At 46.3% G+C, this 24,265-nt stretch carries 22 protein-coding genes; 8 read left to right on the top strand and 14 right to left on the bottom strand.

All coding sequences use genetic code 11. The features are described 5' to 3' along the window. The first annotated feature begins 80 nt into the window (after positions 1-80). From IT233_11650 to IT233_11670, 5 genes are read left to right on the top strand one after another with little or no spacing between them, the layout of a single operon-like run. On the top strand, positions 81-770 hold the full coding sequence (locus tag IT233_11650; GenBank protein MCC7303286.1) for a response regulator transcription factor: 690 nt from the start codon (positions 81-83) through the stop codon (positions 768-770). After that, positions 767-2,200 carry an MBOAT family protein gene (locus IT233_11655; protein ID MCC7303287.1) on the top strand — a complete coding sequence of 478 codons (1,434 nt, stop codon included), beginning with the start codon at positions 767-769 and terminating at the stop codon, positions 2,198-2,200. Before IT233_11650 ends, IT233_11655 begins: the two co-directional genes overlap by 4 nt. Further along, a complete protein-coding gene (locus tag IT233_11660) occupies positions 2,200-3,153 on the top strand; it encodes a hypothetical protein (protein MCC7303288.1) in 954 nt (317 codons plus the stop codon). The genes IT233_11655 and IT233_11660 overlap by 1 nt, the downstream gene beginning before the upstream one ends. Continuing rightward, positions 3,150-4,208, top strand: a complete 1,059-nt coding sequence (locus IT233_11665) for an acyltransferase (GenBank protein MCC7303289.1) — start codon at positions 3,150-3,152, stop codon at positions 4,206-4,208. Before IT233_11660 ends, IT233_11665 begins: the two co-directional genes overlap by 4 nt. Before the next feature lie 31 nt (positions 4,209-4,239). Then, on the top strand, positions 4,240-5,673 hold the full coding sequence (locus IT233_11670; GenBank protein ID MCC7303290.1) for a T9SS type A sorting domain-containing protein: 1,434 nt from the start codon (positions 4,240-4,242) through the stop codon (positions 5,671-5,673). A gap of 6 nt (positions 5,674-5,679) precedes the next feature. Here the strand turns inward: IT233_11670 and IT233_11675 are convergent, their stop codons facing one another. From IT233_11675 to IT233_11740, 14 genes are read right to left on the bottom strand one after another with little or no spacing between them, the layout of a single operon-like run. Then, on the bottom strand, positions 5,680-6,372 hold the full coding sequence (locus IT233_11675; protein MCC7303291.1) for an OmpA family protein: 693 nt from the start codon (positions 6,370-6,372) through the stop codon (positions 5,680-5,682). Between the two features lie 18 nt (positions 6,373-6,390). After that, complete coding sequence (locus IT233_11680) at positions 6,391-6,651, bottom strand: hypothetical protein (protein ID MCC7303292.1); 261 nt, start codon at positions 6,649-6,651, stop codon at positions 6,391-6,393. Positions 6,652-6,669: 18 nt separating this feature from the next. After that, the gene (locus IT233_11685) at positions 6,670-7,245 is read right to left on the bottom strand and encodes a sigma-70 family RNA polymerase sigma factor (GenBank protein MCC7303293.1); all 576 of its coding nucleotides are present in this window, start codon (positions 7,243-7,245) and stop codon (positions 6,670-6,672) included. A gap of 42 nt (positions 7,246-7,287) precedes the next feature. Further along, on the bottom strand, positions 7,288-10,074 hold the full coding sequence (locus tag IT233_11690; protein MCC7303294.1) for a PD-(D/E)XK nuclease family protein: 2,787 nt from the start codon (positions 10,072-10,074) through the stop codon (positions 7,288-7,290). Positions 10,075-10,091: 17 nt separating this feature from the next. Next, positions 10,092-10,334: a hypothetical protein gene (locus IT233_11695; GenBank protein MCC7303295.1), complete on the bottom strand. Its 243-nt coding sequence runs from the start codon at positions 10,332-10,334 to the stop codon at positions 10,092-10,094. A 22-nt stretch (positions 10,335-10,356) separates the two neighbouring features. Continuing rightward, positions 10,357-11,943: a Na/Pi cotransporter family protein gene (locus tag IT233_11700; GenBank protein ID MCC7303296.1), complete on the bottom strand. Its 1,587-nt coding sequence runs from the start codon at positions 11,941-11,943 to the stop codon at positions 10,357-10,359. A 9-nt stretch (positions 11,944-11,952) separates the two neighbouring features. Then, a complete protein-coding gene (locus tag IT233_11705) occupies positions 11,953-12,432 on the bottom strand; it encodes a hypothetical protein (GenBank protein ID MCC7303297.1) in 480 nt (159 codons plus the stop codon). A 16-nt stretch (positions 12,433-12,448) separates the two neighbouring features. Then, positions 12,449-14,317 (bottom strand): glycosyltransferase family 39 protein, encoded by a 1,869-nt coding sequence (locus IT233_11710; GenBank protein MCC7303298.1) that lies wholly within the window; start codon positions 14,315-14,317, stop codon positions 12,449-12,451. Continuing rightward, positions 14,314-15,669, bottom strand: coding sequence for a hypothetical protein (locus IT233_11715; GenBank protein ID MCC7303299.1), 1,356 nt, complete (start codon positions 15,667-15,669; stop codon positions 14,314-14,316). The genes IT233_11710 and IT233_11715 overlap by 4 nt, the downstream gene beginning before the upstream one ends. Then, positions 15,666-16,433, bottom strand: a complete 768-nt coding sequence (rlmB, locus tag IT233_11720) for a 23S rRNA (guanosine(2251)-2'-O)-methyltransferase RlmB (GenBank protein ID MCC7303300.1) — start codon at positions 16,431-16,433, stop codon at positions 15,666-15,668. Before rlmB ends, IT233_11715 begins: the two co-directional genes overlap by 4 nt. After that, the gene (locus IT233_11725; GenBank protein MCC7303301.1) at positions 16,430-17,716 is read right to left on the bottom strand and encodes a GWxTD domain-containing protein; all 1,287 of its coding nucleotides are present in this window, start codon (positions 17,714-17,716) and stop codon (positions 16,430-16,432) included. The genes rlmB and IT233_11725 overlap by 4 nt, the downstream gene beginning before the upstream one ends. Before the next feature lie 39 nt (positions 17,717-17,755). Then, positions 17,756-19,483 (bottom strand): BamA/TamA family outer membrane protein, encoded by a 1,728-nt coding sequence (locus IT233_11730; GenBank protein MCC7303302.1) that lies wholly within the window; start codon positions 19,481-19,483, stop codon positions 17,756-17,758. A gap of 40 nt (positions 19,484-19,523) precedes the next feature. Continuing rightward, positions 19,524-20,537 (bottom strand): D-glycero-beta-D-manno-heptose-7-phosphate kinase, encoded by a 1,014-nt coding sequence (locus IT233_11735; GenBank protein MCC7303303.1) that lies wholly within the window; start codon positions 20,535-20,537, stop codon positions 19,524-19,526. A gap of 4 nt (positions 20,538-20,541) precedes the next feature. After that, the gene (locus IT233_11740) at positions 20,542-21,732 is read right to left on the bottom strand and encodes a pyridoxal phosphate-dependent aminotransferase (GenBank protein ID MCC7303304.1); all 1,191 of its coding nucleotides are present in this window, start codon (positions 21,730-21,732) and stop codon (positions 20,542-20,544) included. 53 nt (positions 21,733-21,785) lie between these two features. Between IT233_11740 and IT233_11745 the strand changes: the two genes are divergently transcribed. From IT233_11745 to IT233_11755, 3 genes are read left to right on the top strand one after another with little or no spacing between them, the layout of a single operon-like run. Continuing rightward, complete coding sequence (locus IT233_11745; GenBank protein MCC7303305.1) at positions 21,786-22,310, top strand: hypothetical protein; 525 nt, start codon at positions 21,786-21,788, stop codon at positions 22,308-22,310. Beyond that, complete coding sequence (locus IT233_11750) at positions 22,310-23,857, top strand: methylmalonyl-CoA mutase (protein ID MCC7303306.1); 1,548 nt, start codon at positions 22,310-22,312, stop codon at positions 23,855-23,857. The genes IT233_11745 and IT233_11750 overlap by 1 nt, the downstream gene beginning before the upstream one ends. An 11-nt stretch (positions 23,858-23,868) precedes the next feature. Continuing rightward, positions 23,869-24,264 (top strand): hypothetical protein, encoded by a 396-nt coding sequence (locus tag IT233_11755; GenBank protein ID MCC7303307.1) that lies wholly within the window; start codon positions 23,869-23,871, stop codon positions 24,262-24,264. Position 24,265: the final 1 nt, after the last annotated feature.

Here is a 24,265-nt window from a genome sequence, read left to right on the forward strand (position 1 = left end):
TTGTTCGCCTTCAATTACAAAGGTATCAATTCCCTCTGATACCCGTATATTGGTTACTTTTGTGAAGTTAACAAAACAGAATGACCCCAAGGATTCTCCTGGCCGAAGACGAAGAGCATCTTCTGAAGGCAATAAAACTCAATCTTGAGTTGGAGGGCTATTCTGTTACGGCCTGCAGCAACGGCATACGAACGCTGGAAGCATACCGCGCGGCTTACTGGGATCTGATCATACTTGATGTAATGCTCCCCGGCGCTGATGGATTTGAGATTTGTCAGACGATCCGGCTCACAAATAAAGATGTTCCCATTCTGTTTCTAACCGCCAGAAGCGGTGGCTCGGAGCGCATACAGGGCCTCCGGATCGGCGCAGACGATTATCTTACCAAACCTTTTGAGCTGGAGGAGCTATTGCTCAGGGTCCAGAAGCTTCTGCGACGCTCGGCTACATTTATCTCTCCTCCGGGTACCGTATTCCGGTTTTCCGGGAATGAGATAAACTTTCAGTCGTACATGATCAGGGGAGTAAACGGCGATACCTTGGAACTCTCGAAACGGGAAATCCATTTGCTGCAGCTTCTGATCGAACGGAAGGGGGAGGTGGTTTCCCGGGAAGAAATTCTTCGAATTGTTTGGGGCGTTGAAGTATATCCCAGCACACGTACGATCGACAATTATATTGTGAACTTCCGAAAATATTTTGAAAACAACCCCAGAAGACCGGCGCATTTTCATTCCATCCGCGGGGTGGGCTATAAGTTCACAGAATGATCTTCAATTCAATTGACTTTGCCTGGTTCCTTCCGCTGGCTTTTCTTGTTTATCGCCTGATCCCGGACAAAAGCATTCGTAACCGGAATCTCTGGATTCTGTGTGTTAGTTTATTCTTCTACGGTTGGTGGGACTGGCGTTTTGTTTCATTGCTCCTCTTGAGCATTATGGTCGATTTCCGCATGGCACAGCTCATTGCAGACCGCCCTGCGCAAAGCAAAGTTTTTCTGTGGACCAGTGTCATTCTTAATCTGGGCATATTGGTTTTTTTCAAATACAGTAATTTTTTTATTACTTCTTTCAGTCAAAGTTTTTCCTTTCTCGGGATTCCCTTTGAATGCAGCAGCCTCAATATTGTTCTTCCGGTGGGCGTCAGTTTTTATACTTTTCAGACGCTGGGTTATGTTTTGGATGTGTACCGCGGAAAAATTGCCCCTTCACGGGACGTGCTTTCTTTCGGTGCTTTTGTTAGTTTTTTCCCACAACTGGTTGCTGGCCCCATTGAACGCGCGGCCCATCTGCTTCCCCAATTTCAAAAGGAACATGATTTTAATAAGGTGGAGGCACATCACGCATTACGGCAAATGCTTTGGGGATTCTTTAAAAAACTGGTTATCGCCGACAATTGTGCTATGCTGGCGGATAGTGCTTTTAATGACCCTGGGGCTTCTTCTATGCAGCTTCTGTTAGGGGCCATGTTCTTTAGTTTTCAGATCTATGGTGATTTTTCGGGGTACTCTGATATTGCTCTGGGTACGGCACGTTTGTTTGGGTTTCGTTTGATGAGAAATTTTGATAACCCGTATTTTTCCAGAGATGTGGCTGAATTCTGGAGACGCTGGCATATTTCACTATCAACCTGGTTTCGCGATCAGGTCTATATTCCCCTTGGTGGAAGTAAAAACGGTAAGTGGGGAACGGTACGAAACGTCTTGCTTGTATTTATTATAAGCGGGTTTTGGCATGGTGCAAACTGGACATTCATATTTTGGGGGCTGCTGCACGCTCTATTCTTTCTTCCCCTCTTGATGCTCGGGAAAAACAGATTACATACGGATATTCCTGCACGTGGCCGTACGTTGCCCGGGCTGAGAGAAGGGAGCAGAATGCTGTTTACTTTTTTTCTTGTTACGCTCGCATGGATATTTTTCAGGGCAGAGAGTCTTACGGGAGCTTTCAGCTACCTGTCCGGTATATTTTCGCTCAGTGGTTCGTTTACGGAAGCCTTCACGGGGAAGTCCCTACTTGCGTTAGGATGGATACTTGTAATGATGGTAGTGGAATGGACGGGAAGGGAAGAAGAATATGCGATTGCTGCTATGGCGCGATGGAAAAGCACGGCCCTTCGCTTTGGATGCTATTACCTTTTTCTCCTTGTACTGGTCTGGTTCGGAGGGAAAGCGCAAACATTTATATATTTTCAGTTTTAATGAAAAGCTTTCTTCTCCGTATCTTCTTTTTTCTGCTTCCGGTGATCGGGCTTATGTATCCTGTGGACTGGTTCCTTTCGAATCATTTGTCGAAAGCGCATACCCCTCCCGGGGAAATCGAAGTGTGGAATGCCATTTATTCAGGCGCAATTGACGCGGAAGTTGCAGTGTATGGGTCCTCCCGCGCCTGGGTTCAGATTGATCCGCATATATTGCAGGATACGCTTCAACGAAAGGTGTATAATTTTGGTATAGACGGACATAAATTCAGGATCATCTATCTCCGGCACCTGGAATATCTCAGGTACAACCCACCTCCACGGTTGATCATTTTATCTCTGGATGTTTTTAGTCTCGAAGAAAGGGAGGACCTGTATGGTTCAGAACAATTCCTTCCTTTTGTTGCAGGAAATGACACGGTTAGGAAATACATTTCCTCTATGCAGGGGTTTAGTAAGTATGATTATGCGCTCCCCTCGGTGCGGTACTACGGCGAATTCCGCTGGAAAAATGAAGCTTTGCGGATTGCGCTGGGATTGACGGATAGCACCCCTTTCAGAAAAAATGGATTCAGGAACAGAGAGGTAGGCTGGCGGGCGGATCTCGCCGGTGGTACGATGACTCCCGAAGGATTTACGGTAGTGCCTAGCAAGGAAACCATCCGGTTGTTCCGGCGATTCATCCTTGATTGCCGTGAGAAAAACATTGAATTGTTGTTTGTTTATACTCCCGAACTGAAAGAGACACGTGATATGGTCAGGAACAGAGATGCGATGCTCACACTCTACAAGAACTATTCCCGTGTGTATGGTGTTCCTTTCCTGGATTATTCCGAGCACCCTGTTTCCTATGACAGGTCTTACTTTTACAATAATTCACATCTGAATGCAGCCGGAGTAGCCGCCTTTACCCCTGTTCTTGCCGCTGATATCAGAAAATATATACCGAAATGAGCAGGGAAGGACATATTCCCCAACTGGATGGACTACGCTTTTATGCTATTTCTTCTGTACTCGTAGCACATTGGGTACAATGGAACTGGTCGGATCCGTTTTGGACAAAATTCCCCTTTGTGCATGGCGTAACATTATTTTTTGTACTAAGTGGTTTCCTGATCACACGCAACCTTCTTAATAGTAACGACTCCGGGAGAAAACCGCTGAAATCACTTTGGTCATTTTATGTTCGCAGGGTACTTCGTATTTTCCCAATATACTATCTTTCTGTATTTACCCTCTATCTGATAGATTATGAAAATACACGTGAAATATTCCCATGGTTGGTGAGCTACACTTCGAATATCTATCAGTCAATGCATAATGCATATATCGGGAATTTTAACCATTTCTGGTCATTGGCTGTTGAAGAACAGTTCTATCTCATCTGGCCGCTGTTCATATTGTTTATTAGGCCACGGTATTCGATTTACGTTATTGCCGGAGCCGTGCTGCTTTCTGTTCTTTCAAGATTATATTTTAGTCATTCAGATCTGTGGATGGCTACCAATTATTTTACTACCTGTAACCTTCATAGTCTTGGCCTGGGTGCTTTAATGGCGTGGCTGTCAATTTATCATCCGGGGTGGTCCGGGAGATTATTGTCTTTACCGCTGCTTATTGGCGGAATAACTCTTTATCTCGGTACGCTTTTTCTACAGCTGTACCCGTGGGCAGCATGGTACAGGGAGGCTTTCGACAGTCTGTTGTTTTCCTGTATTGCCGCACTGATTGTTTTTCGCTGTGCCACATCCGGTTTCAAAGGAATCTTCGGGTTTATGCTACATAACAAACTTGTGATATTCGGAGGAAAGATATCTTACGGGATGTATGTCTTTCATTTATTCATTCCTGTAATTTATGAAACTGTTTTGAATTACTTCGGAATGGATTCTTCGGCGAATAATTATTATTACTGGACTCTTTTCATTTTGCTGGTTGCCCTTGCGAGTGGATCGTGGTATATTGTTGAACGACCTGTCCAATCCCTGAAGAAATACTTCCTGTATTAATCGTTCGTTCTTAAATTCATAACTTCGTACGATGTTACGTATTTTACCGTGTTTTCTTTTTCTGCTGGTTATAGGAGTTTTCAAAAGCGGCAGCTCGCAAAACTGCAGTAATTTAAACCTGCAATGGATTTCGGACATCGGAGGAAATTGTTCTCAAATGGTGATGACAATGCATCGCCACAGCAATCCGGGTTCTCCGTACTTGTTCGTGGCCAATAAGGAGGCGGGTCTGAAAGTTTATGATATTTCGGTTCCTGTTTCTCCTTCGCTGTTATCTTCTGTTTCAACGTTTAATTTTGACACCCTGGATGTGATGAACCTTTGTCAGGATGGACAGTACCTGTATCTTGCACTGGGAAATCATTTTACAAGTCCTCAGGCGGGGGGTATGGCCATTGTAGATGTGGCGAATCCGGCCGTCCCTGTAGTTACGGATTTTTATGTTGTTCCAAATTCAGGGAGTGGGGCAGGTATTGTTAAGGTGGAGGGCAATATTGCCTACCTGGGTGCCATGGAAAGCGGGTTGGTACTGCTGGACATCAGCAATAAGTATAATATTCAGTTGATTTCACAGATTATTCCCCCTATTTCATTTCCTCCGGTTTCGAATCCTAATCCTGCCACATTCAATGCACGAGGTATGGAAGTTAAAAATGGAATAGTGTACCTGTGTTATGATGCTGGCGGAATTCGTATTATCAATTGTACCAACCCTGCCACTCCTTTGGAGAGTGGTCGCTGGTGCAATCCGGCAATGTACCTACCGTTCAATATGCCTAAAGCATATAATAACTGCATTCTCGACGACACCCTGCTTTATGTTGCGGTGGATTATGCCGGAATGGAGGTGTTGAATGTAAAGGATACGTCTGCAATTTCTTTGGTGGGATGGTGGAATCCATATAATGCACCGGCCAATAACTGGTTTACAAGTCCGGGACATATGAATGAGATGGCTTGGGAAAAAAATTGCCGGAGAATTTTTTTATCCAGCGGTAAAAGCGACTTGCATGTAATTGATGTTTCTAATCCGGCGGCTCCTGATTCATGCAATTATTACGGGGGAGTCTCTAATTCGATTGGAACCTGGGGTGTTTCATTGTATCAAAATCAGTTGTTTCTTTCTTATATCTGTGCGGCGGTACCGTTTTCTTCATTGTGGACAGGAGTTAAATTGCTGAGTTTTAATTCCTGTTCCTCGGGTTTTTCAGAGGAAGAAAACAGCAGTTTTCGTGTTTTTCCAAACCCTGCTGGGAGCCAGTTCCGTGTAGAATGGTCTTCATCTCGCGTAGTCACCGGGATTACGGTGTACAACTCCAATGGGGCGAAAGTGTTGTGCCGGAAAATACGCGAGGGAGAATCGGAGACTTTTTGTCAAGATGTAAAGTGGGACCCCGGTATTTATTTTATTTCCTGTCAGCTTAATTCCGGTGAAGTAATATGCCGGAAGTTGATCATTGACTGATTAGGGTTATTTTTCCTTTAAAATCTTTACCTCTGTCCGGCGGTTCTTCTGTTTGCCGCCTTCCGTATCATTTGAAGCAACGGGGCTTGTATCGCCGTATCCCTTTGCCACAATCCTGTCCGCAGGGATACCATTCTTTATTAGCCAATCACGCACAGCATTGGCTCTGTCACCGGACAATTTCAGATTGGACTCGGGCTTGCCCACATTATCTGTATGCCCCCCGATCTCAATAACCATATTCTTCTTTAGTTTAAGATAATCCAGTAGCTTGTTAAGTTCCGTATAGGATTCTGGCCGGAAAGTGGACTTGCCTGTGTCGAAATAGACATTATCAAGTGTGATCGTCTTCGGAAGATCGTACTTCAACTGAAATTCGAAACTAAGTAAGGTGTCTTTTGCCAGAGGCATGTCAAATTCAGTGTACTGGAAATCTTCAGAAAACGCCTTGTACTTAACTTTATATTTTGCACCTTTAGGTACCAGGAGAAGGAATTTTCCATCCGATTGTGTAATCCCGCCGTATTCTTTTCCGCTGGAAGAATTTACAAATGTGATACTTTCTCCTTCACGGGGATTCTCCTTCATGTCTGTAACCAGAACGGTTAGCAGGGCTTCAGTGGCGGTAGGTTTCAGGGAGTTTTGTCCGATAACCATCCCGGTCATTAAGACAAATGCAATGAGAAGCAGTTTTTTCATATCGTTATAACGTAATAGTCAGTATTTGGTTACAGGGTATTCTGTACTGTCTTCTTGCGGAACATCAGGTTCTTGGTCATTCCCGGTAAATTCAAAGATCAGAAATACCAGAAGCAAGATAAGCAATAAGGCCAACAATCCGCGTTTGTCCTTGTAAAGCAGACGTTTATATAATGGCATGGTTGCCTTCTCATACTCCGTCATCAGCCGCCCGAAATTCCTGTGCTTGCTGGCTCTGTCGCCCTCTGTACCTGTTTGTTTTTTAACTTTTATTTTCATTTTCAGTATCTCAGTATCTCAGTATCTGGGTGTTTCATTGTCCACTAGTTTCTTTAATTTAGACAAGGCCCTGTAGGTTCTCACTTTGGCATTATTTTCTGTAATACTAAATATTTCTCCGATCTCTGCGAAAGACATTTCCTCAAAAAAACGTAATTCGATTAATTGCAGATCTTCGGGTTCCAGTTTTTGCAGTAACCGTAAAACAATCTTTAACGTTTCTTCACGGTCCTGGTCCCTCACCTCCGCTGCCAGATGGAAAGCCTGGGATTCTTCCATGCTGATTATCCTCTGCCCAGGGTGTTTACGAAAATACATATTCACTTCATTAACAGCAATCCGGAACAGCCATGACGAGAATGGAAGCCCTCTGAATTCAAATTTTTTCAGATGAATCATTGCTTTAAGGAACACGATCTGTGTTATGTCAGCAGTAGCTTCTTCATCCTCCAGCCTTTTCCAGACAAACCCGAATATTGAGTCGTAGTAACGTTCATAAAGCACACTGAAATCCTTTGGATTGGCACATGCTTTTTTTACTTCGGCGTATTCTGCTTCCAGCTGCGCTGCAGTTTTATGATATTTATGCTCCAATGCCTGTCCTAATGCACTCTGAATAAAAAAGATACAACTTTATTAATCTTTTCCGCATACCTCCCTGAAAGCACAGTACTCGCACGTCTTTTTGTCTTCGGTTTGCCGGAAGGGGACCGTAGGATCCAAAAGTTCACGGAAATGCAGCTTCAGGAGGTGCTTGAACTCATCCAGCATTTCCGCACTGATTTCCTGACTTCCGTCCACCTCCAATACTTTTATCCCGCCTTTACTGCTCCGGAAAGAATAGATTCCCGATAGCAGCTCTCCCTTCTCTGGCAGTCCGTGCATGAGTGCATAGCTCATGAGTTGTACTGCCATACCTTTTCTGGCTTCAGCGGTCAGGGAAGTAATATCTTTTGTGCGGACATCCTTTGCGTCAACTTTTCCGGTTTTATAATCAATGATTCTAAGGGTGTTTCCCAAAAGATCGATCCGGTCGGTAACGCCTGAGAGCCGAAGACCGGGTTCCAGCTGCAGGTTTAGCTTTTGTTCTACGGCCAGCAACTGAAAGCGGATACCTGCCTTCAGCGCATATTCTGCCTGGCGGATATCATTACGGATCAGTTCTTCCAGGTAGCTCTGTGCGGCTTCCCATGCCAGGAGATTGGGACCCGATGCAAGGTCCTCTTTGCTGAATAACTGTAAGAATTCCCTTTCAAGTACACCAGGGGCTTCTATTTTCATTTTCTCCAGTGCGGGAGGACTCAGTGACTGACCAACCAGGGGCAGGTAGAGCTTTTCGATGGCACCGTGAATGACACTCCCCATTGAACGGGCATCAATGGTTTCTTCTACTTCCCCTGCCTCAGAAAGTCCGGCTACTCTGGAAAGAAAATACCGGAGCGGACACGCGAGATAGGTGTTAATAGCGGAAGGGCTGATGCCTTTTTCTAATTGTTTTTTCAAAAGTTCAAGTACCGCTTCATCTTTTTCCACCAGGATGGGATGTGAGGAAAGTTTTGGAGGTGGAACAGACAAGACACCTGAATAGATCTTGATATTTGGGTTCCGCCCGGGCAGCTCATTTTCCAGCTGTGTAAGAAAGCGACTTTTTTCTCCGCTGCCAATCACATCTTTGATCGTTGTATAGAGACAATGAATTTCCTTTGCCCGCTGGATCAGACGGTAAAAATGATAAGAAAATATGGCATCGCGGTCATGGTAGGTGGGTAGTCCGAAGTATTTTCTCAGATCATAAGGGATAAAGGAGTTCGCATTTCTTCCTGAGGGCAGTATTTGTTCGTTTGCCGACAGCAAGATCACTCTGTCAAAGTCCAGTGCACGTGTTTCTAAAACACCCATGATTTGCAGGCCGGTCAGTGGTTCTCCGTAAAACGGTATGGAAGCAGTTCGAAAGGCCTGACGGATAAAAGATACCAGTGTCCGGAGTTCACGGAAGTAGTCATATTTTCTGTCTTGCTCCGCGATCATTCCAATAATGTTCCTCGCTTCGAAGAAGAATTCCTGTTCAGTGCCGCTATCCATTGCTTCCAGCCTTTCCAGGCCTTGCTCCAGCACCTTCTCCAAGGTAGCGAGCACGGCTGCTTTTTCGTTCATGGAAAGCAAGCTTTCGGTGAGTGTGCGGTCTTTGCCGGTGAAGTGCTTTAGAATACCATCTCGGCTGGAGAATATTTTGTTTTTTGTTATGATTTCATCCGTTACTGCACCGGCTTGCCCCGGCTGATCGAGTAGCAGAAGAAAAGCAGGCTGCTTCATGAGCGCCAGCACTTCACGGTGGTAGAAGAGGAAGTGACCTTTTTGATCAGTTCTCGCGCTTCGCTCCGCCTGCTCATGCAAGCGGAGAAGTGTTTCAATAAATCCGGCTATAGTCGACATCTTCATCGGGAAGCCCATGGAGATGTTCACTTTCTGGGTTTCTCCGGGCAGGGCATGGAGAACGGGAAACAGCAAGGATTCATCTGCAAGCACCACTGCCGTACGTAAAGAATCTGCTCCTGATAGATTTTCCAGCAATTGTCCGACATATTTTGCTTGCAGCGTGTTGCCGGGAATGCCAGTGATATAGATCTCTTTTTTTCCTGCGGATAGATCATCACTGATCCATGCCGGTGTGGCGGCAGCGGGTTTAAGTCCCGGCAGGTGCTCACGAAGAAATTTCCCTGCCTCGTGGAAGGGGTCAGAGTAATAATAGATATCCGCATCCCAGAAGAAGACTGCCAGTCCCTGACGTTGCCAGTATTGGAACAGCGTGGCTTCGGCAGTATTGAGTGCATTAAACCCGCATATCAGCGTGTTTTTTCTAAAGAGTGTTGTGTTTGATTCACATAGTTTTCGGAGCGCCATGCCGCGGTAGGCCAAACCTTCGCTTTCCAGGTCAATACGGAATTGAATATAAAGGCGGTGCAGCGATTTCCAGAATGAGAGGTACGATTGCTGCATTTGGGTAAGATCTTCCCGGTTCAGGCTCCATTCTTCCAGTTCGCGAATGCCTTCAAGGTTGCCGAACAGCTGGTCTGCATCCGCCAGGTAATTATCAATCTCCTGTATATCGTTCAGGAAGGTCCCCGCCCAACGGCAAAAGGCATCAAAAGCCTCGGGATCTGAGGGCGTAATCTTCAGGTAAGAACGGTATAGGAGAAAGAGGGATTCGGAATGGCCGGTGATTCGTCCGGGAAATAATTCTGAAATGAGGTCCTCAATGGCGTAAATCTCCGGCGAGAGAAGTATGCGGCCATGCATTGTTCCCAGCAATTTCTTTAAGTACAATCCGGCCCGCCGGCTGGGCAGGACCACGCATAATTCTTCCGGCTTCCCGTATTTTCCGGAAAGAATTTCTGCCGCTACCTTCTCTAGGAAAGAGGTCATGTTCTTTAAAGATACAATTATGTACGGGATGGAGCGGACATGCCGTATGCCTTCAGGAACTCTTCCTCAGTGCAGATGTCCCAGTACTCATGGTAATGATGGATCAGATCTGAAACGAAATTCCGGTCGGGTAAGATTTTCGCTTCGAAGCGGAACCGGAAATACTTCCCGCCAATGATCTTTACTTCCTCAAAATCATCAGGACCATTAATGCGAAACCAGGAGGTGCCATTTTTATATTTTCTGTAGCAGGGATACATGTTGAGCCAATAATTGGTTCTCTTAATCACCGAGATTCCTCAGATCCTCGGCGGTTCGTATAAGTGCTTTATTAGATGAATAGATCTCACGGTATACATTCAGTAGCATCACAGCATCCTTTTCTTCAATTTTTTGTTCCGAAAGGGCCGCCATGATCCGGGCGATGTCGGTTTCGTACCATTCTCTGTTGTGGGTTTCTAACGCAGCTGCTTTCATGGCTGCATCCGGGAGTGCCGGATTCGTTATGCCGCTGAATTCCTGATAGAATTGAAGCGCTGAATTTCTGATACTTTCTCCCAGGTGATACAAACGATCACTGGCGGTGTGATTCATCTCTTCAAGATTGTGCCGTATATCTTTGATGTTTTTTACGGAACGCAACAGGTGTCGAACACCTGTGAGGAGTTTTCCGTGCAGCGCTGTTTCTTCCTGGTTCATGCTCTGAGGTGGAATGGATGCAAGGTATGCAAGGATCTCCCCCTGCAGCTTCTTCAGTTGGTCATAATCTGTCTCTGTTTCAGGAGTGGCTACCCGCATCATACTCTTATTGTAGCTCACACACTTTTCCGTCAGGTGAGCAATCTCGCAGGAAGCAAGCTCAAGTGAGTCAGAGACCAGTACGGCGGTTTTCCGGTAAATAAATTGCGACAGCCTTCCGGAGTCTTTTTCTTTAATTCGTGCTTCAAGATAATTGCCAAAGGCGCCAAGGAAAGGCAGAAAGAGAATGATAGAGCTAAGATTGATTCCTGACTGAAAGATGACAAGGGCAGTAAGGTCATTGCCGGGAGACAATAGATCATGTGAAAGATAGGCAAGAGGGTACAGCGCGATGGAGGCAATGATCACAGTGGCAAGATTCATACTAAAATTACCCCAGGCAACTCTTCTCTTATCCGCGCTGCTGTTCGCAGATCCGATGAGAAATTTAATGGTTGTTCCCAGCTCGGATCCAATAACCACTGCGGCCGCCGCTTCGAATGGGATGAGATGATTGTACAACGCGCTCAGTGTGATAGCCATGGCTGCTGAACTGGACTGAATCACGGCGGTAATAACAAAGCCAACTGGGATAAATCCTAAAGGTGGTATTCCGGAGAGATTAAGAACATCATTCAGCGAGTCCTTGTCTACGCTGTTCTTCATCCATTCCAGCGAAATGAACAGAAAGGCCAGGCCTGACAAAAGAGGAATCAGCGGATACATTCTCCTTTGCTTTTTTAAAAAGAGCGTAATGCCGAGTCCGAGTGCCAGTAAGGGAAAGGATAGGGCTTCGAAGTTTATTTTAAAACCAATCAGTGCGATTATCCAGCTGTCCAGCGTGGTACCAAGATTTGCGCCCAGGGAGGAGGCCAAGGCACCTCTCATGTTCATCAGGCCTGCACCGGTGAAGGAAAGTACCATAAGAATGACCACTGAACTGCTTTGCAGCAAAGCGGTTACTACAGTGCTGGCCGCCATCATTCTCAGCGGCTTACCGGATTGTTTTTGAAGAAACTTTTTCAGTTTCCGGCTTCCAATCTGCTTCAGAGATTCCTCCATGAGAGACATCGCATACACAAACAGTGCGATGCCGCCCAGGAACTGCCATATGTTGAATCCGTAAAGCAATAGCAATCTTTAAAGAGAGGATCCTTTTTGTACGCGTGTAAATACCAATTGCTCAATGGCATCTACTCCATCGCGCTTTCCAAGGAGCTGGACGAGCAGCGTGTCTTTTGTTGCAAGTGAGTAGATGATCTGTTCGGGAAATTCGCTTTCCTTGTTTTCAAAAATGAAGATTTCGTCATCTGAGCTGATAAGTCGGAAATTTATCGGGCCCTCTTCGTTTTGGTCAACGATATAAAAGATTTCCTCTCCCATTTCCTGTATACTAAGATGCTCTTTATAGATCGTGTCGCCGCTATTCATTCCGGCAAAGAAACCGGTATATTTCGTCTCTGAACTGTGTTTCCATGTTTCGGAGAATTCATTCTCGTCCTGGCTGCCTGCCCACTTTCCGGTGAGAGAACTTAGCCGTTCCATTGGATCCGAACAGGACGTAAGGATGATTCCCGTAGTAAGAAGGTATAGCAGGTACTTTGTTGTTTTCTTTATCATGGGTTCATTTTTGTGATTATTTGTACCGGTCGTTCAAGCCTTCCAGCCTGAGCTGGACCGGCTGAATGAGAAGCTTCTCTTTATTCCAAAGATAGATCTTAAGACGGTCAGAGCTTGTAATGGAGGAATCATTTGCGACAATCAGGCTCAAACGGCGTATACCGAGGCTGTCACGGTATTTGTTCTCGACGGAGGGCGCACCTGTCCAGAGTAACAGACTGTCTCCGCGTCGTATTTCTGCAACAAGAACTACCTCGCCCGGTATTTCGGGCTCCTGATATTCCAGGTTAACCAGGAGTTTTGGGCAGAGTCTGCAAGCGGAATCAAGGTTCAACTCTGTGAATTCAGCAAATTCCTGCTCTGGATGGATCAAATACAGATCGTCCTCAGGGTAGTGCGGGAGAAAGGGTTCATGAGGGTTGAGTGGACGGGGTGGTGGAAGCAGGCTGATATCCTGCCTGTGACAAACACTTCTCCGGCCAAAAACATAGATGCCTGAGTTAAAGAAGTCTTGCTGACGAATCAATTCAGGAAATTTCGAACGAATTACCGCAAATACCGCCTGCGGATTTCTATTGTTGGTCCACCCATAAATAAACAAACTGTCTCTGCTCTCGTGAACGGCCTTTTGCATAGCTGTAAGGAATTCCGTGTCATCCCCACGGTGAAAAAGATAGTCTTTTTTATATCCAAGCCGGTCATAGTAGTATTGAATATATTCCGGTGCAATTGCATTAAAGAAAATGGTAGTCTTCTCGTTTTCGGATGTTGACTTGTTTGTATGGCTCTCAACCACAAGTTCCCTGAAAACTCCAAACCGCTCTGTTTGGTAAAAATTTTCATTTATCAGAGTGAATAATCCTGTTGCCACAAGCAGGGTCACACTTATTACCTGCGTACGGAGATTTCCCTCACCCCAGAATGAGAAGAGAAACATTGTAAGGAAAGGGAACGTGAAGAGGAGAACAGAATACTGAAGTACAGGATTTACAAGGGTAGAATAATAATATCCTGTGAGGAAAGTCACTGCAAATAATCCCAGGCAAACGGCGTGAAGCTTACTTGTTTTTTTGCGAATGGCCGGTATTCCCAGTGGAAGAATCACCAGGGCAATCAATGTAACTGCAAAGAAGGTGCTGTCATAGGCGCTGTTATACAGGAAGCGCAAAAGAAAATTCGGTTCCGGAGGCCCCAGCCAGGAATCAAGTCCGCCCCGACTCAGCTGTTCCAGCGTAATACCGGTATGAGGCAGGAATAATACTACTCCTAATGCACCTCCGATAAGATAGGGTTTGAAGTTGTTTTTGTTCAGAAAGAGAAATCCTGCCAGACCAAGTAAGGCGGCAAACATACCGCTGAAATAATGGTTGTAGAGGTTCAGGGCTGTGAATAAAGCCAGTCCGGCTGCCCACCACCAGTTAATTTTTTCGTCAAAAAGTATCTTTGTCCAGCAATATGCCATACCAAGGGCGAAAAACATACCCGGGGCATAAGGGCGGGCAATCTGGGCATACATCAGCGGTAGTTGAAGGATGGCAATAGCGGTGGCTGCCATTAATCCCGCGTTGGTGCCAAACCATTTTTTTCCTACAAGAAAGGTCAGCCAAACGCCCAGCGTACCAACTATCAAAAATGGGAAGCGAAGGGCGAACGGGGAGTCTCCGAACACATGGGTCCAGAAATAAAGGAATGATTGTAAGCCTGCTGGATGGAAATCCGGGCGTACTCCTTTTTCAAGAAGTTCGCCAAAAGTGGGATACTGAAGCCGCAGCCAGGCGCTTAGTTCGTCGTTGGTCAGAGACCAGTCATCAAAATGAAACCACCGCAGGATAAAAGCGAGAATCAGCAGTAGAACCGGAAGAATATGTTGTGATTGCAGTTTCATTTTATTGGGAAGGCACTGGCATAGCGGTTGGTACTCTGTATGCTGCTGTAAAGGTCATTATACGTATCCTGCTCAGGTAAAAAATAGACGCTGCCGGACGTACTCATTTGTTTCATCTCTTCTTCCCCGGCATAAAAAACAAGCAGAGATCTTCTGGGATCATCTTTCATTTTTACGGCGAGTTCATTGTACCACCATCCGCAAATTATGCCCGACGGTTTCAGCTCGTCAAGGGAAGCGATAACCCGGTCTGTAAAATCTAATTTATTTCTTCGTTTGCTTGTTTCATTGAATACCGGACCGGAAACGGGGTCAAAGAATATTTCCTGCCCGCCGCTGCGGAAAGTAACAGCAAGGGCTGAGGAATCAGCTCCGCGTAAATTATCGGTAAGATTGATTCCCATGCACCAGGGTGAGAGTACGATCAGAACCGTAAAAATATTCAGCGCACGGCTTTTCAGTCTGTCAAGAAAGAAGAGCAGGGCAAAAGGTATCATGGGGATCAGATACCCGGACTTTTGAGGCAAGCGGAGGTAAGCAATGGTGAACAGAACAGCAGCAAGAAGGAATGCTGTTAAAATGGCGGGATTCCCTGTTTTTGTACGTAGGGCAGGAAATAAAAATATACCGAGTGCGGTGATTCCGAGTATTCCCCAAACTCCAAGACTCATTTTGTAAAGTAGTTTTATAAGATGCGGATAAGGGAATTGGTCATAATACATAAAGAAAGCGGGACCATATTTCATGATGACCGGAATATAAAAAAGCAATCCTGTGATGGCGCATATGATCCCAGCGATAAGAGTGTTTCTCCATAGTTGTCCGGAGTTGAGGGGAAGTCCGGCCAGTGGAATAAAGCAAATCAGCCAGGCTCCGCTGGTAATACGGCAGGCCATTGCAAGTCCGAACATTATTCCCGCCAGAGGTATTTTCTGTTGAATAAAGAAGTAGCCTCCGCCAAGGGCGAAGGCCGCAGCCCATACATAATCAATACTATAAGTAGAAGCGGCAAAGAAGACAGGAACCATTCCCAGTAGTAAAGAGGCCATCCATGGCTTGGGAATTTGTAAACGGGAGGCAATCTTACCGAAGAAAAAAACTGCTATTGTGCTGAAAAAGGCCGAGAGCAGATTGAAGAGTATCGGAGAAGGGTCTTTTCCTATTCCGGCGTACATATATTCCTGCAGGGGATGCCCCGGCAGCCGGGAAGCGCTGTATTCTCCTGTCCTGTACATCTCCATGGCATTTAAGGCGAGACCCCAGGAATCTTCCTCATGTCCGAATCCGTCGGAAAGAAAGGGAAGCCGGGAAATAAAGACGATCAGACACGCAATGAAAAGGGAGCGATTCATCCTCCAAGCCGTTGACGAACCACTTCGTAAAGCACAATGCCGGCCGCCACAGAAACGTTCAGAGAGCCAATCTTTCCAGCCATGGGGATCCTGATTTTATCATCTGACATTGTTAGCAATTCATCCGATATGCCATCTTCCTCGCTGCCCATGATCACGGCCAGTGGACCTTGCAGATCGCGGCCGAACATAAGATCATTTGTTTTCTCTGTGCAGGAAACGATTCTTAACCCCGAATTCTTCATGTAACGGAGGGCATTTACGAGATGATCCTCCTTGCACACTGTTATGCGGTTCAAGGCTCCTGCACTGGTCTTGATCGCGTCCGGACCTACCATCGCACCACCTTTAGCGGGTATAACCACTGCATGCACTCCCGAACATTCGGCTGTGCGGCAGACGGCTCCGAAATTGCGGACATCGGTGATCCTGTCCAACACAAGAACCAGAGGCGTTTCTCCCCGTTCGAAAGCATTCGCGATCACATCTGCCAGAGAAGCATATTCTACTGCGGATAAAAATGCGGCAACGCCCTGGTGATTTCTTCCGGGAGCCAGACGGCTTACTTTCTCTGCAGGAACATACTGGTATTCAAGGTCACGTTCTTTCAGCAACAACTTCAGATCCCGTATGTTTTCGCCTTTGAGGCCATTTTGTATAAATATTCGTTCGAATTTCTTTCCGGCACCTGCTGCCTCAGCTACTGCATGGATACCGTAAATAAGATTACCCGATTTTTCCCTGTCCTGGTTCTTCACGATCACTTGTCTATAAATATGCGCCCGTCGCGCCAGGCATTTGCCGCTTTATACCATCCGTCCTGATAGGTCGGACTCCGCTCCAGACGGAAATCGTTTCCTGAAAAAGGATTAATTACTCTCGTAAAAGTGAATGAGAGAGAATTTATGTTGTTTTCTTCCCCGTAAACCCACGTTTCACGGTCGTTGTTTCGGTAGAGAACATTCGGGGGGCCGTAAACGATATACACGAGGCCACGATCTGTTTTCCATCCCTCAAGGTAGGATGTAAAATGATCATTGGCGTCATAAACCCGGTTATAGAATTTGCGGATCAGTTCCTTGCCTCTGTCAATGTTACCTCCACTGCTGAGCCAGAAACTATCCACCGCGGTCTTCCGGTTTGGATTTCGCATCATTTTATCATACTCGTTTTTGCTGGTCAGGTACCTGAGCGGTTGAATCATTGCTTCATACGTTCTGAACCTGGGATAATTTGGCATGAAACATACAAGTGTCAGGCCTTCGATCCGGCCACTGTCGAGCTGCAGATGATAAATCCCTGGTTTGGGAGCTGTAAAGATGAATCTTCCGTCGGATCCCGGCGTTACGGCATAAAAAGAATCGGGTCTGAATTCAAAGCCCTTGGGGGAGAAATAGGAAAAAGGAGGAGGGGGGAGGGAGAACTCGCGGTTATAATACCTCACATACAATTTCTCGGGATTGTTACGGTGTCGGATCACCAGCGTATCTCTGGTTTGCAGATGTTCAATGAAAGCGGGTATACCCGGCTGGCCTGGGTTGCTGATAAAGAAATTCTGCCGTTGATAGATATTGGTCTTCTCAACAGGCAGATAGTCCGTCCGGTCCGCCATTCTGTTGATGTCGTATAGTTCGATCTCCAGCACAAGGTCTTTGCCAGCTGGAATTGTGAGCTGAAAACTGCCGTTAAGTATCTGCGATGGATCATTCTCAAATACATCTTCTCTTACTACGGTTCCACTATCGATGAAAAGGTGGTCAGCATAATCATTTTTCAATTTCCAGCTAAATGAAAAACGGGCAACGTACTTCTCACCTGTGGCATCCTTTGAATAAAGCAGGTTATCGGCACTGATGCGATAATACAGGCGCGAGACACCTTCTGTTTCATGGGCTACACGGTATACCGGCTGAAGGTATCCTGGTTCTTTGTTAAAAATGAAAGCAATATTCTGATCGCTAATCCCCTTGCCGCCAGTGCACGTGGAGGAAGTGAGGATAGCCAGACCTGCCAGTAAAAGAAGTGATATGAAAAAGGGTCGGAACATATCCGTATATACATGGTAAAGTTACGCTTTTTGTGCTTTTCAGAAAAGCCCTGCGATCCCGAAATGGATCTTGCCGTTTCGCAGATCAGGGCCCGCCGGGAGCTCGCTTCCCAGGGCATAGCTCAGTGAAAAAATGCCTGCCCTTGTTTCGAAACTGATCCCGGCTCCGTAGCTTAGTAGAAAACCCTCCCGTGAAGCAGTCAGGCTGTAGTTTTCATACCAGGCGCTCTCTCCGAAAAAGTGGAGATAAGAGTTTTGTTCGAGCAGGTAACGGTATTCCAGCGTGGCTGCACCGTAAGCACTGCAGGGGATACTTTCCTCATCGAACCCTCTCACGGTGTGTGTGCCACCTATCCGTACAAGCTCGTTTTGGAAAATATTCTCAGAAACCAGACCCGAACCCCTTACGCCCGTCATCAGGGCTGAACGGCGGAAGAGAGGCAGGAACCAGCGGGCTTCACCTTCAAGTACGTAGCTCGAAGTCTGCAAATCTGTGTTTAGATAGGCTGCGTCACCAATGCCTGCATTGGGAATGATTTTCTTGATCCCGGCCTTTCCGGTGGCTACAATCTGGTAACCTGAACGCGGATTGTAACGGTAATCCAGATCCTCCAGTTTGAGACTGAGTCCGTACAGTGTACTCTGCATATCGGCAGCGGGGGGAAGGGTGCTGATCTGCTGGTACGCAGAGGTTGAAAGAAGGTTCAGTGTTCTGCGGTCCACAAATCCGCGCACCGAACGCTTTCCACTGAGTTTGAACTCTATTCCTGCAATGGGATTCACCTCAATCCAGCTCGTATCTTTTTTGTAAAGCCTGAACCGGAGATCAAGACAAAAAGGTGATTGGAACAAGTATGGATAAAAAAAATGAGCCTTCATGTCCTGTGTCTGTACCTGCAGCTGTCGCCAGTTAAACTCATGACTTTCTCCCCGTGAAAAAGCGTTCAGGATTTTCAAGCGTACATCGCCGGTAAAAATCGCTTTTCCTGTTTTGGAATCCGGTTGAAATCCCAGGATGCCGTCGAACTGGCTTGCTCTCTTTTTGTTCAGTATCAGCCGTACGGTCGCCTTTTCGTTTAAGAACAATACCTCAGGGCTTCCATCAGCTTTCAGGAAGGGGATTTCTTTGAGTTTAACAGAAATATTCCGGATGTTCTTTTCATTATAGGGATCACCGGGGCGTATACCAAGATGAGATTGTATAAAGGCATTACTCACACGGGCATTGCCCTTGATTATCAGACTGTCAATAAGGATGAGAGGACCTTTAACCGTTACAAGTTTTGCGCTGATTTTTTGCGGCAGGATCTTCACGGAGTCAAGGCGGGTCACGATAAAGGGATAGCCATTTTCTTCGCCATACTTAAGGATGCGTTCCATAAAACGCGATAGCGTTTGAATCTGAAAGGCCCCGTGAGGAATATCTTTCTCGCGAATTCCTGCGAGTGCAAGAAAAGCGCGGGATTCTTCATCCGGCTGGATATCCGCCCATTCAAATCGCGTTCCGCAGTGTAGTATAACAGTACGCAAATTGCCTTGATCATAAAGGGAATCAGCTCTTGCAGTAAGATATCCTTCGCTGTGAAGTTTTGAAATAAAATCACCGATCTCCTGGTTGCGTGTTACGGTGTCGGAAAAAGACTGATTATAATCCCGTCTGAGACAGGTTTCATGATAGCGTGAAGTGAACAGCAGACCATATTTTTGCTGACCCACCAGTGAAATGTAAGAAATGAATAAGACGAAAAACAGCGAAAGCCGGTTCATGACATAAGATTACTAAAACGGACCCTTCCCGGAAAAATTCTCAGTCCTTGAACTTTCCTTTACGGGCCAGCTTTTTGGACTCGGTCAGCAGCAATTCCTTGTCAACTGGAACCACACCTACCTTTTCACAAACCAGTCCCCCGGCCAGATTGGCTATGGAAGCCATGGCAGTAGGGGTCATTCCAGCAGCAAGGCACAAAGCGGCGGTGCTGATCACCGTGTCGCCCGCGCCCGAAACATCTGCAATATTGCGGACATGAGCAGGTATAATCTTGTCTGTTCCGTTCCCGCTCACATAGATTCCCAGTTCAGAAAGCGTGATCATGGCAATATCCAGCTTCAGTTTATGCTTTAGAATGTTGACCGCTCTGCTGAGGTCACCGGGATCGCTATGGTCAAATTCCACTTTCAGTCCTTCTTTCAGTTCTTTCAGATTCGGCTTGAAGAGCGTTACGTTCTTATAGGAGTTGAAGTTCTTTTTTTTGGGATCCACCACTACCGGTATTTTCTTTCGCCGGGCTTCGGTAACAACCTTGTTGATCAGGTCAGGAGTGATAAGTCCTTTGTCATAGTCTTCAAAGATCACAACATTGATCCTTTCTTTCTTTAGAAGGTAGGAGATGAGCGTTAGAAACTGTTTTGTTTCATGTTCGGAAATGGTTTCTTCCACTTCTTCGTCCACTCTAAGCATCTGGTGATTGCTGGAGATCACACGTGTTTTTACGGTGGTGATTCTTTCCCGGCTTTTCAGAATCCCTTTATTGGGAAGTTTCTGTGCACGCATGAGTTCCAGAAAGAGGTTACCCTTTTCGTCATTACCGATCACCGAACATAGAATGGGAGTAGCGCCGAGCGCCTGAATGTTCAGTGCCACATTGGCGGCGCCTCCCAGGCGGCTTTCTTTTCTTTCGATAGCAACAACCGGTACCGGGGCTTCAGGGGAGATTCGGGAAACACGCCCCCACATATAGGAGTCCACCATCACATCCCCGATGATCAACACTTTGAGATTATCAAAGTGTTTAAAAAACTGGCTGAGTTTACGTTCGTTCACGGGTTCAGCTTAATCCTTCCAGGGCGAGTTTCATTCTCCGGATGGCTTCACGCAAATTGGCTTCAGACGTGGCATAGGAAAAACGTAAATACCGGTCATCTCCGAATGCAGCGCCGGGAACAAGAGCAACATGCGCTTTATCCAGCAGGTACATGCAAAGATCGGTTCCGTTTCTGATCACCGTATTACCATTTGTTTTTCCGAAATAGCTGCTGACCTCCGGAAAGAAATAAAAGGCTCCTTCGGGCAGGTTGGTTTTCATTCCGGGAATGTCTTTCATCAGGTCATAGCAAAGATCGCGGCGTTTGCGAAAGGCATCGCGCATGGGCATAATCTCACGGGGATCCATTAATACCGCGGCATGGGTTGCCTTCTGGGCAATAGAACAGGTTGCGGAAGTGAATTGTCCCTGCATCTTATCGCAGGCCTTGGCGATCTCTGCAGCGGCTCCCATATAACCTACCCTCCAGCCGGTCATTGCAAATGCCTTTGAAACACCGTTTATCGTAATCACACGGTCCCGCACAGACGGGAATTGTGCTATTGACTCGTGTTTGCCCGCAAAATTAATATGTTCATATATCTCATCAGAAATAATATAAATCTCAGGATAGCCGGCCAGTGCATCTGCGATATCCTGCAGTTCCTGTCTGGTGTAAACGCTTCCTGTCGGATTACAGGGAGAAGAGAAAATGAGCATGCGTGTTTTCGGGCTGATCACCTTGCGAATGTCTGCTCCGGTAACCTTAAAATTTCTTTCCAGCCCTGATTGAATAACCACTGGTTTTCCTTCGGCAAGTTTGATGATCTCCAGATAACTGACCCAGTAAGGAGCTGGAACAATCACCTCCTCTCCTGGATTCACGAGGCTCAGTACCGCATTGGCAATACATTGTTTGGCCCCGGTGGATACGACGATCTGATCCGGCTTGTAATCAAGACCATTGTCCCTTTTAAATTTAAGGGCAATAGCTTCCCGAAGCTCCTGATATCCTGAAACATGGGTGTAGTAGCTGAAGTCTGTATCAATGGCTTCTTTGGCAGCCTCCTTCACTTTGTCCGGTGTACGGAAATCAGGCTCACCCAGGCTGAGGGAGATGATGTCAATTCCCGAGGCTTTCAGCTCACGGCTTTTACGTGCCATGGCTATGGTTTGCGACTCGCTTAACGCGTTGATCCTCTCCGCAAGTTTCATAGAGGACAAAACTAAGCAAAATTTTTTCCGATATTTAGCCTTTCTTTTACCCTATGGACAGCCTTCTTCCGGCCATTATTCTTGTTCTAGTATCTGGTGCCATTGTTTTTATTGCGGTTTACTTCATCGTAAGGGAGTTTTTCATGAATGAAGCCCGTAAAAGAGCAGCGGAACTGAGAGCCGGCGTGGAGGCACAGGTGGTACCGGCACGTATGCAGGCCTATGAACGGATTGTGTTGTTTCTGGAGCGTGTTGCGCCATCTTCCCTTATTATGAGGGTTCATAAAAATGGCATGACTTCCAGGCAGCTGCAGGCTGAACTGGTGCGCAGTATTCGCCATGAATACGAACATAATATTTCTCAGCAGGTTTATATTTCGGCACAGGCCTGGGAATCGGTTAAGTCAGCGAAAGAGGAGACCATTAAAATGATCAACATTGCCTCCACCAAGGTGCCGGATCACGCCACCGGCATTGATCTGAGTCAGAAGATTTTTGAGATCGGCACACAATTACACAAGCTTCCGACAGATATAGCTTTGGAGATGATTAAAAAAGAATTCAATGCATCCTTCTGATGACTGATAAACGCACGGATTCAGGTATTGAGATCAAAGAAAACTACCCTCGCTGGGAAGCCCAAATGGAAAGGGCGGGGGTGTTTCCGTTTACACGGGGGGTACAGCCCGATATGTACCGGGGGAGGTTGTGGACCATGCGGCAATACGCCGGTTTCAGTACAGCAGAGGAATCCAATAAACGCTACCTCTATCTTCTGTCGCAGGGTACTACGGGACTTTCCGTTGCTTTTGATCTTCCTACTCAGATCGGATATGATTCAGATCATGCTTTTGCTGAGGGGGAAGTAGGAAAAAGCGGGGTGGCGATTGATTCCTTGAGGGACATGGAAATATTGTTTAATGGGATCAGGCTGGAGGATGTCACCACAAGCATGACAATCAATTCCACCGCTGCCATCCTGTTGGCTATGTACATTGCTCTTGCGAAGAAACAGGGTGCCTCGCTTGAAAAGATATCTGGAACAATTCAGAATGATATCCTCAAAGAGTATGCTGCACGCGGCACGTACATCTATCCGCCGCAGCCCAGCATGCGGATCATCACAGATATTTTTGAATATTGCAGCAGGGAAGTTCCACGTTGGAATACTATTTCGATTTCGGGCTACCACATACGGGAAGCGGGTTCCACGGCGGTGCAGGAGTTAGCATTTACACTGGCCAACGGAAAAGCTTATCTGAAGGCGGCCATTGCAAAAGGGCTGGATATAAATGTATTTGCCAAACGCCTCTCTTTCTTTTTCAATGCGCATAACAATTTATTTGAGGAGGTGGCAAAATTTCGCGCGGCGCGGCGTATGTGGGCTCAGATCACCAGGGAACTTGGAGCAACGGATCCAAGAGCTATGATGCTGCGATTTCATACTCAGACCGGAGGAAGTACGCTCACCGCACAACAACCGCATAATAACATTTCAAGAGTAACCATTCAGGCTTTGGCTGCTGTTCTTGGAGGTACGCAGAGCCTGCATACCAATGGATTTGATGAAGCGCTGAGTATTCCGACCGAAACTGCTGCCCGCATTGCATTGCGAACGCAGCAAATTATTGCCTTCGAAAGCGGAGTGGTGGATGCCGTGGATCCTCTGGGCGGTTCATGGTTTGTGGAAGCTCTTACGGAGGAGGTGGAAGCAATGGCCTGGGAATATATACGGAAAATCGATGGGATGGGAGGAGCCGTAGCTGCTATTGAGAAGGGATTTGTTCAGAAAGAGATCGCCTTAGCCTCCTACCGGTATCAGGAACGTATCGAAAAAGGTGAAAAGGTGATTGTGGGAGTGAATAAATTTCAGATAGAGGAGACGCCGGTGGATGATATTTTTTCAGTAGATGATAATATAAGAATTCTGCAGTCAGCAAATCTGCAACGGCTTCGTGAAGATCGTGATGCCGCCAGAGTTCGAAGCACACTTGCAGCCGTGGAAGAGGCTGCAAAGGGAACGGCCAATCTGATGCCTCCTATTCTTGCCGCAGTAGAATCCTATGCTACCCTCGGAGAGATAGCCGACGTGCTTCGCAGAGTTTTTGGAGAGTATAAAGCATAAAAATGCAACGCATGGTCATAAAATACAATTTCTTGTTTCTGTTCTCCTTATTTCTATCTGTGGCGGTTTGTGCGCAAACGCCGGATTGTAACAAGTTTAAAGAGGGAACGTTTATTTATCCCACACTTCCTGGAAAAAAGAGTGTGCGAAAGGGAAAGATTCAGGAAAGCTGGGATTACAGCACAAAACAAATGATCTGGTCCGTTAAATGGGTGAATGATTGTGAGTATATTCTTACCTTCAGGAAAGCACTTGTAAAGGACATCAATTTCAGGAAGGGCGACAAAATCCATGTTAAAATTGTTCGTACGGAAGGCAATTGTTACCTCAGTGAACTCACTTTCTATAACAGGAAAAACCCAAAAGGCCTCAGGATAGAAGGAGGCGAACTCTGTTTGCAACAATAAT

Source organism: Bacteroidia bacterium (genome assembly GCA_020852255.1).
Classification (GTDB): Bacteria; Bacteroidota; Bacteroidia; order JADZBD01; family JADZBD01; genus JADZBD01.